Genomic DNA, 17,235 nt, shown 5'->3' with positions numbered 1-17,235 from the left:
ATAAAAATCTATGCAAAAAATTTTTTTTTTTTTTTAGCAGAATTAATTATTTTAAAAAAATTTTTTTTATTTTTTATCATCATAAAATTGTCCACGTATAAGTTTATCGAGATTAAAAATTAAATTATAATTGGGTTTTATAAAAAAAATGCCAGAGTGGTTTATATCGTCAAAAGCTCTAAGGAATAAATAAAATATTCCTCCGAAATCTTTTTGATAACTATAATTCATAATCTTTTTTTTTAGATATCTATGAATTGCCAAACTATATATCTGATATTGTAGATCATAGCGATATTTTATAATTTCTTTTTTTATACTGTTTTTACAGTAATAACTATGATCAGGTCCTAACCAATTAGATTTATAGTCAATAATATAATATTTTTTTTTCCAGAAAACGACTAAGTCTATGTAGCCAGTTAATATTCCAGCAATATTTTTAAAAACAATATCCGGACATTTTTTAGAGATAGGGTCAAATTTTTTTACAATACTGTTTAAAACATCAACGTTAATATATTTTTTAATAGGAATTATGAATTTTAATTCTTTTTTATGTTCTTTTTCCTTGATTTTATTTAAAGATAATTTGTTTTCGCTTAATGGTGTAGCAATAAAGATATGAATCCAAGTACATAACCGGTCTATCCAGAGATCGGGGAGTGATAAAAAATTAGAATTTATCATAATCTCCTTTATTGCTCTAATATTTGAAAATTGTATTTTTTTTAAAATATCGTGCAAATATATTCCAAATTCCTTCCCTTTAGGGAGCGCATGTATGTGTGTTTGAATAGAAGAGGTGTATTTTTCGCATAAGGTTTTTTCTATATGATCTAATTTTTTAAATAAACATTTTGGTTTATGAGAGACATTGTACTTCATAATTTTGGAAAAATTTACTTTTATCCACGGATATTTTTCTGTATACAACATTTTTGATATAACGGTTATTGTTTTTTTTATTTTTCTGTTTTGGTAAATTTTTCTTTTAATTTGACATCCTTTTTGTATTTGAATAATGTTTTTTTCTTGCATGCTATCTAATTCTTGAATTAGGTTTTTTTCATCGTCTTTTTTTTTGTTTAGTATCAAAAAGTGTAAACTATTTATATACAGATGAGGTAATTTTGCTGTATATGCATTGTTACTCTTTTTTTTTAGTATAGCAATACCAATGCTACAGTGAACTATGCTTCTGGTTAAAGAAACATAAAGTAATCGCATATTTTCCGAAGATGCTTCTAACTGAGATAGTATTTGATTTTTTATTTTATTTTTTAAATCGATAATTTTTTTATCCTTTTTTTTGCAAAAAAATATTTGATTATTCTTGTTTTGAGAATGACTGATAAATGGTATCCATATTATCGGATATTCTAGCCCTTTCGACATATGTATTGTTGTAATTGTAACGCAGTCCTGATTAATCGGTTGATCTATTTGTTGACGATTATATTTATCGTCGTCTTTTTTTTTGTTTTGAGAAATTTTTTCTTTAAACCATATATTCAATAAAAATTTGTTTGTGATAATGTTATTTTTTTTTTCTAGTATTGTGCTTATATTGAGAATATTATCTAGGTTGGGAGAGTTTCTGGGTGCGTTTTGATATAAAAATGGGATTTTAAAATCATTTATTATTTCTTCTATCATTTTTGATACATTGCTATTACTCCAAATGGAGTAGTATTTTTTTAATCGTTTTAATAAATAAAAGTATAGCTTTTGTTTGTTTTTTATTGAATAAATATCATAGATGCTTTTTGTAAATATTTTTGTAACCAATAATTTTTGAAACTTGGATTCATTAGAAATATCAAGAACAGAATCTAGAATCCACATAATTTCCCTTGCTTCAACTGTATTAAAAATATTTTTTTTTTGAGATGTATATATTGTTGGGATATTTTGTTTTTTTAGTTCTTGAGCGATGATATGAGCTTCATGCTTATTTTTTACTAGTATAGCAATATCTTGAGGTTGAATATGACGTTTTTTTTTGTTTTTTAAAATGATAAAAGATTTTTTAGTAGATTGATGCGACAACCACTGGCCTATTGAATATGCGCATTGTCGAGAAATCCAAAGATAATATTCTGGTACGGTAATTGTAGTTTTTTTTTTATAAAAAAATTTAAACGCAGGTTGTGTTTTGTTATCAACAACAAATTTTATTTTTTTATTGCCCGAATGAACTTTAGAAGGTTGAAAAGGAATGTCTTTTAATATAAAAGGTTGTTTTAAACGAGAAAATATTATATTAATTCCTTTGACTATATTTTCAGAAGAGCGGAAATTTCTTTCTAAGAAAAAACATTTTTTAATCTTTTTTTTTAATTTTAAATAAGAGGCTATATTAGCGCCACGAAAACCATATATAGATTGCTTTGGATCGCCTATGAGGATAAGGGATTTATTATAGGAATTATTATATAATCGATAAAATATGTTGAACTGAATGCTATCAATATCTTGGCATTCGTCAATTATTGTTATGGTATATTTTTTTAAAATATTTTTTTTTATGATTGATTTTTTGCGGTTAATTTGTTTCCATAGTATCGTATTTAAATCGTTAAATTCTAATCCGTTTTTTTCTTTTTTTTTTCTTTTTGTAATATTTTGAATATTTTTTAACGATAAATAAATAAAATATTCAAAAAATATATTGTAGTAAGTAAAGATCTTTTCTACATAAATGAAAAATAAATATTTTATTTTATTTTTTTGTGAATAATCTTTTTTTATTTCTCTTATTTGAAAATATTTTAAAATTTTAGGAAAAAAGCATTTTTTTGTATTTTTCTTTGCCCATATACTAATTTCAGTATACCATCTTTTAATATTTTTTTTATTATATATATTTTTATTTAACTGTATTTTTTGAATTAGTTTTTGTATTTCTTTTTTTTTTTCATTCCATATATTTTTTGTTTTATTAATTATGCTTATAATTTTGTCATATTTTTTATTTAAATTTGTTGTTTTAGAAAAGTTATGAGTAAAATTTAGGTTTACTTGATTTATCCAAGTAAAAATATGTTTAAATAGTGCCTGGGGATTTTTCCATTTTTTTAATATAAGCGCAACAATTTCTTTATTTGCCGGATATATTGTTTTTCTCCAAAAATCTTTTGTAGCCTCTAGTTGTATTTCTTCTATGTCCGGAAGCATTTTTTTAGGTATTACTTGTGAACATAAGAATCTTTGTTCTAATAAAATATGTCGAAAAAAACTATGTAATGTATATATCATGATGCAATCAATATTTTTTTTTGCTTTTTTTAATATTTTAGTAACGCTTTTTGGGTTCTTTATATCTTTAATGATTTTTTGTAAATCAGCGTTATCAGAATCCATCCCATTAATATGCATATGAAATAATTGATAAATTTTTTTATATAATCTTTTTTTTAATTCATTTTTTGACGCCTCAGTAAATGTAACTACTAAGATTTCGTTTATAGATAAAGGTTTAGAATATGTATTTTTTATTCCAACATTTAACAGCAATCGCAAATATAGAATAATAATAGCGAATGTTTTTCCCGTTCCTGCTGATGCTTCTACTAAAGTAATACCATGATTGGGTATTTTTTGCATGTTAAAAGGTATGTATTCCATATTTTTTATTTTTCTTGATGTGAATGTGTTTTTGTAAATTAGATAATATGGTTTTTTTTAAGATTGGTGTTTTTTAGAACAGGTAAAAACCAATATTTTGCAGTATTACATATTTTTTTCATAATAACGCTATTCATTTCAGGAATTAATTTTTGTACATAGATATTGCTGTTTTCTCCTTTATAAAATGAATTATCAGTCCATATTTTAAAAAAGTTTTTTTTTGCAACATTAAGATCACTTTGATCTTTTTTAAAAGTATTGTTTTTTTTAACATATACAGAATATAACCACATCATTCCAGATTTTAACACTAAAATAGGTTTTTTAGTGCCATCTAAATATCCCTGGATATACATTTTTAAATATTTTTGCGCTTTTTTTGGTGTTAATGGAGAAAATTCTATAATAGAGTTATTTATTCCTAGCAAAATACTTTTTTGAGGCGTGTAAAGTATACAGTGAATTATGTGTTCTATCCATGTAGCTATTATATGGGTATATTTTATTTTACTGACACTCCAGTGAATTAAACCGCATGTATTTATTTCTTTTATTAATCCACTCAGATGATATTTTTTTAGTTTTAAATTAATTTTAATTTTATGAGGAAAATGTCTTATTTGATTAATTTTTTTTGATAAAAGGTATATCTTTTTTTCTTCTTTTCTCCATAAAATCTTTCCTACATTACTCTGGGGTAATTTATTTCTTAATTTATATTTTTGAAATAATGTTTTATTTTGTTTTTTTAACAGCGCTAGGTGTAACATTTGTTTATTAATTTTATATTTATCTAGAGGATTTAGATCAAATAATTCTTCTTTAGGCAATTGTTTTTCGAAATTTTTATTAATTTTTATGTTTAAAGTATGTTTAAAAAAATAACTAATTGGATTTTTCCAAAAATTTATTAATTCTGTTAATTGAATACATTTATTAGTGAGAGTATTTTTTATTTTTTTTTTTATTGTTTGTGGTTTCAGATATTTTGAATATGAAGTCTTTAATTGATTTTTATTTTTAGGGTATATTTTATACAAATTATCAAATCGGTTACTTAAATAAAATAAGATATCTTGTAGGTTGCTTAAAAGATATATTTTTTTTCCATCTGTTATGGTTTTTAAATAACTAAAAAATAAATATTTTTTTGCCAGCATAATGGTGTCAAAAAAAATATTTTTGTAATTGTTATTATTTTTTTTGCTGATTTTATCAAATATATTAATTTTATTTTTTTTTTTTTGGTCCTGGTTACAACCTATTATACATATCATCTTAAATGGGGTACAAGTAATATGATTTAAGTTGAGTATATTAATTCTCCCGGACATAAAATGATTTTTTGTAAACAATAAAGAACTCTGTTTGAAAAATCTTTCTAACAATGTATCAATAGAGATTTTGTGCAAATAAAAAAGATTTATTCCTTCTGATATAATTTTTTTCCATATGCTTGTTAATTTAAAAAAAAATTTTTTATGTTGAACAGGTACTTCAAAAAAAACATTTATTATTTTAGAAATAATCTTTGACCAATTCGTTAATGTTTTTTTGTATGATATTGTTTTTCGCAGCTTATTTAATTCCAGAATTAAGTTGACAAAGTTTCCTAGCAGGATACTATGCTTGTAACTGAGAGAATTAGGCGTTGATATGTTGTTCCATATAGAGTGACTTTTTTTTAACCAAAAACTTAAAGTAATACGATTGATTGCATAGCTCCATGAAGATGTACGAATATTGGGAAGAAACATTTTTTTAAAATGTTTTTCATCAAATCCAAATTGACCATTTAAATTCGTTACCAGAGTATATAGGGTTTGTAAATCTTGAGATTTAATAGAAAATTTTTTTCTTAAGAGTTTAGAATTTAGTATGGATAATACCCAAGAACATTGAAATCGATTGTACTTAACTTTTAATAAATTTTGTATCGTTGACACAACATTTTGCTTTGTCTGATTCTCTTTCTGTGAATTGCTAATTTTTAAATGATTTTTGAGCGAAGAGGGAAATATTTCTTTTATATAAGGTATATAAGGATGTATGTTATAGGCTGTGATCAAAATATTATTTAAGTTTATACTTGGATCTATCGCTACTATATGCTGTATATACGTGCATACTTGTTGAACTTCTTGCGAATATGAGGAGCTTCTACGAATGACGATAGAGTTGTCATATATTTTTTTTTTTTCTTTTAATCTGAAATCGTCTAACTGATTGTTAAATAAATCGTATTGAAGAATATTTAAAATTTTTTGTGTATTTTTTTCATTAAAAATGTTTTTTTTTTTATAATTTCTTGTTTATTTTTTTTTCTTCGGTTTAGCAGAAAAGATTTTTTTTTAAAAAACTGATATAAATAGTCAACTTGTTTATCTGGTTTAATATTACACTGGTATTGAAATAAATATATTGTAGAAATTTTTCTCATGGAGTAGAGTACAAAATACATTAGGGGATCTAGAGGAGCATGAGATAATATTAATATGTTTTTAGGAATATACTTTAAATTATTATCTCGTTTTATATTTTTTAAAAAGCTATTAATTATTTCTGTAAGATTTTTTTGTTTTAGGTATTTTATTTTTTTTATTATGAGTATCCATAATTTTTTTTGCCAAGAATATTCTTTTTTTTTATAATTATTATTATTTTCTTTTTTTGTTTCCCATGTATAAATTAGATCAGGTTTAAAGATAATATATTGTCTAAAAATATTTGCCATATGAGCGCAAAACTCAAAACTATTAAATAATACTCCAGCTTCTTTTAAAAAAATGCAGTCACGTGTATCATGAATAATGGACATTAATATCCACTGTAAATGTTCTATATTAAATATCGATAACGTGTTTTTTTTACTCATTAATTTTAATATATTGATACAAAATTTAGAAATTTGGAAAAATTTTATATTTATATAAATATTATTATGTTTGGCAATATTTATCTCTAACCATTGCTTTATATAATTATTTTGAATTAAAAATGCCTCCTCGGGAAATATATTTTCTAATTTATGAAGAAGGATTTTTTTACATATTTTTTTTAAAAGAAAGTCCATGTTGTTTGATTGATATATTTTTAGCATTGAGCCTCAACATTTAACTAAAAATGTTTGTTTGAAAGGTATAGAGGTTATTTTTTCTCTATACCATTATGCAAATTATGTATTATTTTTTCTTTCTCTCTACAGTATTGTCTTTGCTACTCTTTAATATTTTATTAATTTTTTTATATAAATAAACATCCATTTTCGGATATGGTATAGTTATATTATGTTGATCTAATGCTTTTTTAAATTGTAGCATTAAATCAGAATATACTGAATTTAATTCTTCGGTATAACACCAACATTTTACAATAAATTTTAACGATGATGGAGAAAATTCGTTTAAACCTACAAAGTTTCCGGGATGTTTTAATACGCGTTCTTCTTGATCAAGTACGGATTTCAATACAGAAATGACTAGATCTACATCCGAATCATATGCAACATTTATAACAAATTGATTTCTTCTCATAGGTTCGCGAGAATAGTTTATAATATTTCCTGCAATAATTTTTCCGTTGGGTATGACTATAATTTTTCCATCTAGTGTTTTTAATGTAGTGTAAAATATATGAATATTTAAAACTGTACCCGCTGCATTACCTAAATTAACATATTCACTAGTTCGTAGGGGCCTCAGCAATACTAATAGTACTCCTGCTGCAAAATTTGACAAAGATCCTTGCAGGGCTAGCCCTATAGTCATTCCTGCGGCTCCTACAATAGCAAAAATAGAAGTAGTTTTTACTCCTATTTGGCCTAATGCAACAACACAGGCGCAAGTAATAACAATATAGCGCGCTAAAGTAGATAAAAATCCAGCAATAGTGCTGTCAATATGTTTTACGGATAATAGTTTTTGAACGCCGTTGGCAAAAATCTTACTGATAAAAAAACCAATGGTAATGACTACAATGGCAGAAAATAAATTGATTAAATAAGATATAAATATTTGTTTGTTACTTAATAAGTATACTCCTATATAATGAATACAATCAATGATACGCAATCTTTCCATTATTTTTTTTATAACGCAAATTTTGTTGCACATTTTTTATTTTTTATTATTAAAAAAATTTTGTAAACCAGAATACAAATGATTCAAGAATTTTTTGCTTAATTATATAATCATCTATTTTTTGCCTAAAATATAAAATAGACCATAAATATTAACTAATTATATGATATTAAATAATAAAATGATATATATTATCGTAATTTTGTTATAGTGTAAAATACACTATGCCGTATTTTATAATTTATTGTATGAGTTTAAGTTTATGCACATTTTGTTTAAATACTTAATAGAAGATTGTTGAGCGTGCCGAATCCATGCTCGAGGATCGTAATATTTTTTATTTGGTTGGTTAGTTTTGAGAGAATTTTCTAACTGATGTTGTAAAAATGGTTTGTTTCTGATATAAAAATCTAAGACTCCTTTCCAATAATTCCATTGCATATCGGTATCAATATTGAATTTTACAACTCCATAATTAATAGATTTTGTAATATGTGAAATATTAGTACCAGATCCTCCATGAAAAACAAAATTTATAGGATTATCGGGTAATTTTTTTATGCTACTTATATATTTTTGTGCGTTTTTTAATATAGATGGTCTTAGCGCAACCTTGCCGGGTTGATATACGCCATGTACGTTTCCAAATGCAGCAGCAATAATAAAATTATTATTAATTTTACTTAATTTGTTGAAGGCATACAAAATATCTTTTGTATCAGTGTATAATAATTCATTATCTATATTGGAATTATTTATTCCGTCTTCTTCTCCTCCCGTGCAGCCTAATTCTATTTCTAACATCATGTCTAATTTTGTAACTTTTTTTAGATATTTAACAGAAAGGAATAGATTTTTTTTAATATCTTCTTTGGATAAGTCTATCATGTGGGATGAAAATAAAGGTCGTCCTGTTTGTTTGAATGTTTTTTTTCCTTCTAATAACAATCCGTTAATCCACGGAAGGTGTTCTAAATCACAGTGATCCGTATGTAGAATTACAGGAACGTCGTAATATTTAGCAATGTGATGAGTATATTGTGCTCCAGATATAGCTCCAATAATTGCTCGATCATGTAATTTTTTTTTTAAGCCTGAGCCGCTCATAAATATTGATCCGCCATATGAAAATTGAATAATGATTGGAGATTTCATAATGGATGCAGATTCTAAAACAGTATTTATAGAATCAGTATTGATGCAATTAATAGCAGGTATGGCAAAATTATGTTTTTTGGCTAATGCAAAGATAGTTTTTGACTCCTCGGCATTTAATACTCCTGGTTCAACGATGTCTAAAATTTTACACATGATTAATATCCTTAGTTGAGAAGGTGTTCTATTTTGTTTTTTTTGACAAAATTTATTTATTTTTAAAGCGTTTTAGTCTTTCAATGACCGGAAGAGTTTTATTTTCTATAAATTCTAAAAACGCCCCTCCGCCAGTAGAAATATAGGATATTTTTTTCTTTAAATCAAATAAATCAATTACAGCTATAGTATCCCCGCCGCCCGAAACAGAAAGAGCAGAGTGATTTGCAATGGCTCTAGCGATTTTTTCTGTTCCTTTTCTAAAGTTTGGAAACTCAAATACACCCATAGGACCATTCCATAATATTGTTTTAGCGGTATTAATAATTTTTTCATAGTTATCAATTGTTTTATCTCCGATATCCAAGATTTCTTCATTATCAGATATTTGAGAAATTGGTTTTACAGTAGCTTGCGCTTGTTCTGAATATGATGTACTAACTCTGGAATCGCTAGGAAATAATATTTTATTGGAAGAATACAGCTTTTTGGCCTGTTTGTGGAAATTTTTTTCATGTAAAGATTTGCCTACCGAATGAAATAAGGAAATAAATGTGTTTGCTATACCTCCGCCAACTAACATAGTATCTGTTATTTTTAATAGTGAGCTTAACAATTTAAATTTTGTTGATACTTTTGCGCCTCCAATAATTGTAACCATGGGTCGCTTGGGTTTATTTAGAATGTTTTTTAGTATCTTTATTTCTGAGTATAAAAGAGGACCTATGCAAGCTGTTTTTACAAAATCACAAATTCCGTGGGTAGAAGATTCTACACGATGCGCTGTGGCAAATGCATCCATAACAAAGACATCACATAATTGAGCATATTTTTTAGCTAAATGAGTGTTATTTTTAGTTTCTCCGCAATTAAAGCGCACATTTTCTAATAATACAATTTGATTAGGTTGTATCTGTATTCCGTTTAAATAATTTTGAGAAAAAATTATATCTACAGTTGGTAATTTTTTTTTCAAATACTGAAAAACGGGAAATAAAGAAAATCGTTTATTATATTCTCCTTCTTTAGGTCTTCCTAAATGAGAGGCCAAGAGAATTCTTGCGTTTTTTTTTAAAGCTAATTGAATCGTAGGAATGGATCGATCAATTCGTTCACTTGAGGTAATTTTGTTTTTATCAATAGGGACATTTAAATCTAGTCGAATAAACACCCTTTTATTAGTTAGTTCTATATCCTTCATGTGTATCATACAATTTTACTCTTTTATAGATATCATATTTTATGATGAAAATTGTTAGTATCAGCATATAGCTAATTCTTGTGTAGCATTAGTATAATATATATTTGTACGGATTATTATAAATTTTATCGCTAAAGCGAATATTTTTTTGTAGTTCTTCTGCACGCCGCATATGTATGATACTTATTGTTATAAATATTAGTATAAACCGTTAAAGTCACATTAACTACCAGTTGATTTCAGTATATTCAATATTACAGTGTGTATACATTAAATGTTTTTTTTAAAGAGTTTTTTATTTTTTCAGAAGATTTGTGAAAATTAATAGCTTTGCTTTTTATAAAGTATTTGTTAATTATTTTTGAAAATACATTATTTCTATATGAATAGAGGTATGTAATAATTAATTTATTGAAAAAAAATATTTTTCATTGTTTTTAGAAGACATCGTTTCTATTATTTTATTTATTCTTTGTTTTATTAAAAATATATTTGATATTTATATTTCTATATTCTTATATTTTTTATAATATAACCAACAAAAATATAATTAAGTTTATAAAATTTTTTTATATTCTTTTAAAGAGAATGAAGGTGTATATTATGGGTATTTATATAATTTCATAGATAAATTTGTTATTTAAAAAAAATTAAATATATATTGTTATGATTTTTTAGGTTTTTAAAAAAAATTCATTGCTAAAAAATAAATTAAAAAATAAATTAAAAATAAATTAGGGGCTTTGCTAGAAAGCTAGTATTGTTAAAGAAAAATAAATATATGATATACATGATTATTATTGAAAGTTTAGTGATTTATAGTTTCTGTAAAAATCATAAAAGTATATATCTCCAACAATATCTTATCTATAATATTTAAAGTATTTTCTAAAATTTTACTAAACTATAAGTTAAAAATTTTTATATAATATATATTATTTTTTTTATTATGTATAATAGTTAAAATAGATAATATTTGAGTGTTAATTATCAATAAAGGAATATAATGTGTATTCATTCCTTCGAAAAATCAATAGTACATTGATATGCATTAAATAGCTTATATGGTGATTAATATATGTTATTAATTATATTTAATTTATATTACAGAGAAAAATTATGAAAAAAGTAGTAGGTTTTGTAGGATGGAGAGGAATGGTGGGATCTGTTTTATTGCAACGCTTGAAAGCAGAAAATGATTTTAATAATTTCTATTCAGCTTTTTTTACAACTTCGCAATTACATTGCGCTTCTCCTAACGTAGAAAATTTAGAAACTCCTCTCTTAGAAGACGCGTATGATCTAGAATGTCTAATTCCTCTAGATATTATTGTCTCTTGTCAAGGTGAAAAATATACAAAAATTGTGTATCAAAAACTAAAAGCTCGAGGTTGGAAGGGTTATTGGGTTGATGCATCGTCATATCTTAGGATGAATAATGAATCTATTATCGTATTAGACCCAATAAATTTGGATGCAATACAGGCTGGTATAGAAAGCGGAACTAAGGCTTTTATTGGTGGAAATTGTACGGTTAGTTTGATGTTGTTGTCCTTAGGGGGTCTGTTCACACAAAATCTTATTGAGTGGGTCTCTGTTTCTACATATCAATCTGTATCAGGTAGTGGCGCACAGAGTATGTTAGATTTATTAAAACAAATAGGATATTCCTATACAGATATCTCTTCTTACCTTTCTTCTAAACGACCAATACTTGAATTGGAAAGAGAATTTACTAAATCCTTAAAAACCATTGATTGTTCAAAAAATAAAATAAAAACTCCATTATTGGGAAATTTACTGCCGTGGATTGATACTCCTATGAATAATGGTCAAACGAAAGAAGAGTGGAAAGGTTCTGCAGAAACAAACAAAATATTAAATAGAAAGAATTATATTCCAATTGATGGTATTTGTGTTCGAGTTCCTTCTCTAAGATGCCATAGTCAAGCTTTTACTATAAAGCTTAATAGCGATTGTTCGATTAAAGAGATTCAGTCTATGCTTGCTTCTCATAATCCTTGGGTAAGAGTAATAAATAATACTCTTGAGGATTCTATAAAGCAATTAACTCCCTTAAATGTAACTGGAACACTAAATATTCCAATTGGTCGTATTAAAAAAATGAACTTCGGGAAAAAATATTTATCAGCTTTTTCGGTCGGTGATCAATTATTATGGGGCGCGGCTGAGCCTTTGCGTCGTATTTTGAATATTTTGATACATCAATAATATTATTAAAAGTGTTTATAATGCAATTAGATTAGTATTTTTTTTCCAACTTTAATCATACAGGTATAGGGAATTTTTTTGTAGGATATAGATAATAACTGATGTTTCATAAACCGACAAAATAAAATAATGTCTTTTTTACTAAATACATCATCCGTAACAACTACAGCTGTTTGTCCTTGTTTCAGTTTTCTTATTTCTTTTCTCAGTATCATGATGACATCGGGGCATCTTAATCCCAGTAAATCTATTTTTTTTTTCATTATCTTGCTCCTTTGTGCTCAGAAGTAAATGTCAACAATATTTTTTAAAAAATCTTTATTTGTAAATATAAATATATATATACGTATATATATATATTTACATATTATTATATTTATCTATGTAACATAATCATACAGATTCGATTAAGTAAAAACTTTAACTCAAAAGAATAGATAATGTTTGTAAATGCATCCAAATCATCGTGATTTGTTCATATTGTAAACAAATTTCTATTTGTTTTAGCAGTGTAAAAGCTAATTTAATAGTCTGAATACTATTTTTTTGGATTAGTGAGTGTAGAGGCATATTTATTATTGTATTTTTATATGCTAAACAATCCGCATAATTATCTTTTATAGTGTTCTTTTCTTTAAGATGTAAAAGTATATATATTAGTGTTTTATAAGCGCTTATTAGGATCAAATAATCATATTTTTGTTTTTTCAGCGTCTTGAGAATAAAAAGAGATTTTTTTTTTTTAGATTGACAATAGCTTGAATCCAATTAGAATAATTGAATACCTTATTTATATTGTAATATTTTTGAATCATTTCTAGTGTAACGATTTGTGTGGGATATAATAAAATAATTTTTTCTAAAAAATTAGTTAAAACTAGTATATTAGTATGGTTTTTTGTGAATAAAAACTTTTTTGCTGATTTCGTAATATTCATGTTACTTGTTTTTATTTTTTTTTCCATCCAATAGTTTATATTTTGAATATATGATGATTCATTATTTATTATTAAAATTCTAAATTTAAAAAAATTAATGAAAAAATTTTTACACGACAAGGCATCATATAAGCACGGAAAACAAAATATTTTAATAATATTTTTAGTATATTTTTTTGTTTTCTCTATGTCTAGTTTCATGCGCCACGATAGCTGTGACTCATAAATTGTTATATAAAATATTTTATTTTGAAAAAATAAATCTTTTTTTTGCATTTTTTGAGTGGTATTTTGCCAATTGTGTGCTTGATAGGTCAGCTGATTTACTATTTTAAAATTTTTTTTTTAAAATATTTGATAATTATTTTTTTATTTTCTTTAATAAAAATATAGTTAGATTCGATTATTACAATGGTACTAATCTTATTATTATATAAATATTTTTTTAAATTCATAGTATCAATAAACATAATATTTTTTTTCTTTTATTTATCTGAATATAAGACAAAATTAATAATTTTTTTAGGTATATAAATAATTTTTTGAATCACCATATTTTGGAAATATTTTTTCGTTTCTTGTGCTTGTACAATAAACTTAATAATTTCTTGTTTAATTAAATTATTATTAATTGTTATGACATTTCTTTTTTTTCCATTAATTTGAACCACAAGCCTACAAGAATTTTTAATAATTAAATTTTTTTTAACTTGAGGCCATGGCTCGGTATCAATAATTTGATGATTTCCTTTTATTTTTTTCCATAAAACAAAACAAATATGAGGCGTAAAAGGATACATAATTTTTATAATAGTTTCCAAAGATTCCTTTAAAACTTCTGCGTCTATTTTTTTTTGCGCATGTTTTTCTACAATATAGTTAAAAAATTTTATTATTTGCGCTATAGCTGTATTGTATGAATTTTTTATCTCAATATCCTGGGTAACGATTAATATTGTTTTATGTAATCGGGATAATATTTTTGATTGGCTATATTTAGCGCTGTTACAGTTTTTTGTGGATAGATCAGTATTAGTAGAATGAACAAAGTTCCATATTTTTGTTAAGAATCTATACATGCCTACAATACTTTGTGAGTTCCATTCTAGATCCGAGTTGATAGGAGCTGCAAACATTAAAAATAATCGTAGTGTATCTGCTCCATATTTATTTATTATGAAGGTTGGATCTATACCGTTATTTTTTGATTTTGACATTTTAATCTTTCCAGCGTACACTACTTTTCGTGAATCATTTTTTTTTGATACGTTAATAACTTTGTCATGAATATTACGAGTAACCTTCAGTTCTGATAATGATAACCATTTTTTACTTCCATCAGCATTATGTGTATAAAATGAATCAATTATCACCATGCCTTGGCAGATAAGTTTTTTTACCGGCTCTAAAGAATGTAAATATCCGAAATCACGCAATAATTTATGATAAAATCTAAAATATATTAAATGCATTACAGCGTGTTCGATTCCTCCAACATATTGATCTACAGGGAGCCAGTATTTTGCTGATTCAATATCTATAATATCTGTTGTCCAATATGGATTAGTGTATCTAGCATAATACCAAGAAGATTCCATGAAAGTATCGAATGTATCACTTTCGCGAGTCATTAATTTTTGAGAAATTTTTTTTTCTAATTTATTTTTTTTGTTCGGCATAGATGTGAAGTATTGATTTTTACATATTGCTTTGGGTAAAAGAATAGGTAATTCGGCTTCAGAAACGGGAAACCATTCTCCTCTTTTATTTTTAATAACAGGAATAGGCGCCCCCCAGTATCTTTGTCTAGAAATACACCAATCTTTTATTTTGTAAAATGTGGCGTTTTTTGCTATTTTTTGATTAATAAGAATACTTGAGATTACTTTGCGTGCTTTTTTTTTACTTAATCCATTGAATTTTCCTGAATTCACTAATTTTATTTTTTCTTTTTCCTGATTATCTTGATTTATCTTCGAAAATATTTGTTTAGTAGAAATATGGTTAGATTTAGCAAAATTATAATCAGTTGCATTGCTTCCTGGAACAGCCATGATAGCTCCGGTAGCATAATCATGTTTTACATAATTTACAATCCATAGCGGTATTTTTTTTTGGGTGATTGGATGTAGTACGAATAAATTGGTATTAATTCCTATAGTTTGGTTTTTGTTTTGAAAATCTGCAATTTTTATATCTTTATTTTTTTTTATAAATTGATTTATTTGAACGTCATCTTTGAGGAGATATGAAATTAACGGATGATGTATTGATATTGCAAAAAAGGTTATCCCCATAATAGTCTCGGGCTGAGTAGTATATATTTTTAACGTATAATCTTTATTGTAAAGCTTACAAGTTATGTTTATTCCTATTGATTTTCCTATCCAATTTTTTTGCATAGTAATAACTTCTTTAGGCCATTCAGCTAGTAGCTGGAGATCTTGTAATAATTCTTCTGCATATTCTGTAATCTTAATAAACCATTGTGATACTTTTTTTAAAGTAATTTTGGAACCGCATCTCCAGCATAAACCTTTTTGAGCTTGTTCGTTTGCAAGTACAGTTTGATCAAATTCACACCAATTAACTAAAGTTTTTTTTCTGTATACCAGTTTTTTTTTAAATAGTTTTATAAAAAATAATTGCTCCCAGCGATAGTATTCTGGTGTACATGTAGTAATTTCTCTCGTCCAGTCATAACTAAAACCGAGTGATATTAATTGTTTTTTCATAATAGCAATATTTTTATATGTCCATTCTTGAGGTGAAATATTATTTTTAATTGCCGTTTCTTCTGCCGGTAACCCAAATGCATCCCAGCCTATAGGATGTAATACGTTTTTTCCAAGCATGCGCTGATAACGAGAAATAACGTCACATATAGTATAATTGCGTACGTGACCCATGTGTAATTTTCCAGAAGGGTATGGTAACATAGGTAAGCAATAAAATTTTTCCTGTTTTTTATCTTTAATGACAGAAAAAGTATTTTTTTTCATCCAGTGATCTTGAACCATCGATTCTATTTTTTTATGATGATATTCATTGTGTTTCATATTTTTTTCCAATAAACATTTTAATATTATTCATTTATTCAAGAAATTTATAAATAAGATTTTTCACATAATTATTATTAATATGTACATGCGATAAAAATGTATATATTTCATGTAATTTGTTTGATTGTGTGTTTTTAATTAATCATTATATATATAATATTTATAAATAGTATAGGCAAAGTTAAGGTGGATTTTAATTGGGCGTATATATAAGAAATCAAAAGCTATTTAGTATTGTATAAATATATTAAAAGTTTATTAAAATTTATAAATTTTAAATATAAGCTATATTTTTAATAGTACGACATTAAATTTTATTTTTTTTTAATTATAAGGGTCGCGATATCCTAACTTTAGCATTATTCTTTTTTCTAGTCTTTGCATTTTTTTTTGACTTGATTTATCGTCATGTTGATAATGTAATAGATGTAATACAGAGTGAACAACCATGTGAGCCCAATGCTCTAATATATTTTTTTTTAAATGCCTTGCTTCTTTATTAATATATTCAGAACATAGAATGATATCTCCTATATAATAAGGAAAGTGGTGCTTAGTGTATATTGATTCTGTAGAAGGAAAAGATAGAACGTTAGTTACAATATTATGATTTCTGTAACGATAGTTTAAATATTTTATTTCTAGGCAATCTACTATTCTAATAGTAATTTCTTTTTTTTGGTTTTCTAAAATTGTATATAACCATAATAAAAAATCTTTTTTTTTAGGAAAAAAAGATTTTTTTGTGCATCTATTCTGAATATATAGTTTCATATTAG

At 25.2% G+C, this 17,235-nt stretch carries 12 protein-coding genes; 1 reads left to right on the top strand and 11 read right to left on the bottom strand.

The features are described 5' to 3' along the window. Positions 1-66: 66 nt before the first annotated feature. The 6 genes from recB to CINFORN2912_RS01450 form a co-directional block, all read right to left on the bottom strand. On the bottom strand, positions 67-3,630 hold the full coding sequence (gene recB / locus CINFORN2912_RS01475; RefSeq protein ID WP_075434053.1) for an exodeoxyribonuclease V subunit beta: 3,564 nt from the start codon (positions 3,628-3,630) through the stop codon (positions 67-69). Between the two features lie 38 nt (positions 3,631-3,668). Further along, entirely contained in the window at positions 3,669-5,579 is a 1,911-nt protein-coding gene (locus CINFORN2912_RS01470) for an exodeoxyribonuclease V subunit gamma (RefSeq protein WP_172800926.1), read from the bottom strand. Between the two features lie 308 nt (positions 5,580-5,887). Further along, positions 5,888-6,733 (bottom strand): exodeoxyribonuclease V subunit gamma, encoded by an 846-nt coding sequence (locus tag CINFORN2912_RS01465; protein ID WP_075434050.1) that lies wholly within the window; start codon positions 6,731-6,733, stop codon positions 5,888-5,890. Between the two features lie 82 nt (positions 6,734-6,815). After that, positions 6,816-7,712, bottom strand: a complete 897-nt coding sequence (mscS, locus tag CINFORN2912_RS01460) for a small-conductance mechanosensitive channel MscS (RefSeq protein WP_075434241.1) — start codon at positions 7,710-7,712, stop codon at positions 6,816-6,818. Between the two features lie 234 nt (positions 7,713-7,946). Further along, positions 7,947-9,023: a class II fructose-bisphosphate aldolase gene (fbaA, locus tag CINFORN2912_RS01455; protein ID WP_075434048.1), complete on the bottom strand. Its 1,077-nt coding sequence runs from the start codon at positions 9,021-9,023 to the stop codon at positions 7,947-7,949. 52 nt (positions 9,024-9,075) lie between these two features. Continuing rightward, positions 9,076-10,233: a phosphoglycerate kinase gene (locus tag CINFORN2912_RS01450; protein ID WP_075434046.1), complete on the bottom strand. Its 1,158-nt coding sequence runs from the start codon at positions 10,231-10,233 to the stop codon at positions 9,076-9,078. A gap of 1,110 nt (positions 10,234-11,343) precedes the next feature. On the opposite strand from CINFORN2912_RS01450, the gene asd reads away from it, so the two are divergent. Further along, on the top strand, positions 11,344-12,456 hold the full coding sequence (asd, locus tag CINFORN2912_RS01445; RefSeq protein WP_075434045.1) for an aspartate-semialdehyde dehydrogenase: 1,113 nt from the start codon (positions 11,344-11,346) through the stop codon (positions 12,454-12,456). Positions 12,457-12,482: 26 nt separating this feature from the next. On the opposite strand, the gene tusA is transcribed toward asd, so the two are convergent. The 5 genes from tusA to ybeY all read right to left on the bottom strand — a co-directional run bounded on the left by tusA (position 12,483) and on the right by ybeY (position 17,230). Next, positions 12,483-12,719 (bottom strand): sulfurtransferase TusA, encoded by a 237-nt coding sequence (gene tusA / locus CINFORN2912_RS01440; protein ID WP_075434043.1) that lies wholly within the window; start codon positions 12,717-12,719, stop codon positions 12,483-12,485. A gap of 157 nt (positions 12,720-12,876) precedes the next feature. Beyond that, on the bottom strand, positions 12,877-13,224 hold the full coding sequence (locus CINFORN2912_RS02155) for a hypothetical protein (RefSeq protein WP_432416203.1): 348 nt from the start codon (positions 13,222-13,224) through the stop codon (positions 12,877-12,879). Next, positions 13,164-13,670: a hypothetical protein gene (locus CINFORN2912_RS01430; protein ID WP_075434040.1), complete on the bottom strand. Its 507-nt coding sequence runs from the start codon at positions 13,668-13,670 to the stop codon at positions 13,164-13,166. The genes CINFORN2912_RS02155 and CINFORN2912_RS01430 overlap by 61 nt, the downstream gene beginning before the upstream one ends. Before the next feature lie 209 nt (positions 13,671-13,879). After that, positions 13,880-16,453 (bottom strand): leucine--tRNA ligase, encoded by a 2,574-nt coding sequence (gene leuS, locus CINFORN2912_RS01425; protein ID WP_075434039.1) that lies wholly within the window; start codon positions 16,451-16,453, stop codon positions 13,880-13,882. A 327-nt stretch (positions 16,454-16,780) separates the two neighbouring features. Next, complete coding sequence (gene ybeY, locus CINFORN2912_RS01420; protein WP_075434037.1) at positions 16,781-17,230, bottom strand: rRNA maturation RNase YbeY; 450 nt, start codon at positions 17,228-17,230, stop codon at positions 16,781-16,783. Positions 17,231-17,235 lie beyond the last annotated feature (5 nt).

It is taken from the genome of Buchnera aphidicola (assembly GCF_900128725.1).
GTDB lineage: Bacteria > Pseudomonadota > Gammaproteobacteria > Enterobacterales > Enterobacteriaceae > Buchnera_F > Buchnera_F aphidicola_K.
Note: the sequence above shows the minus strand (reverse complement) of the source record. Positions and strands in the feature narration are given on the sequence as shown.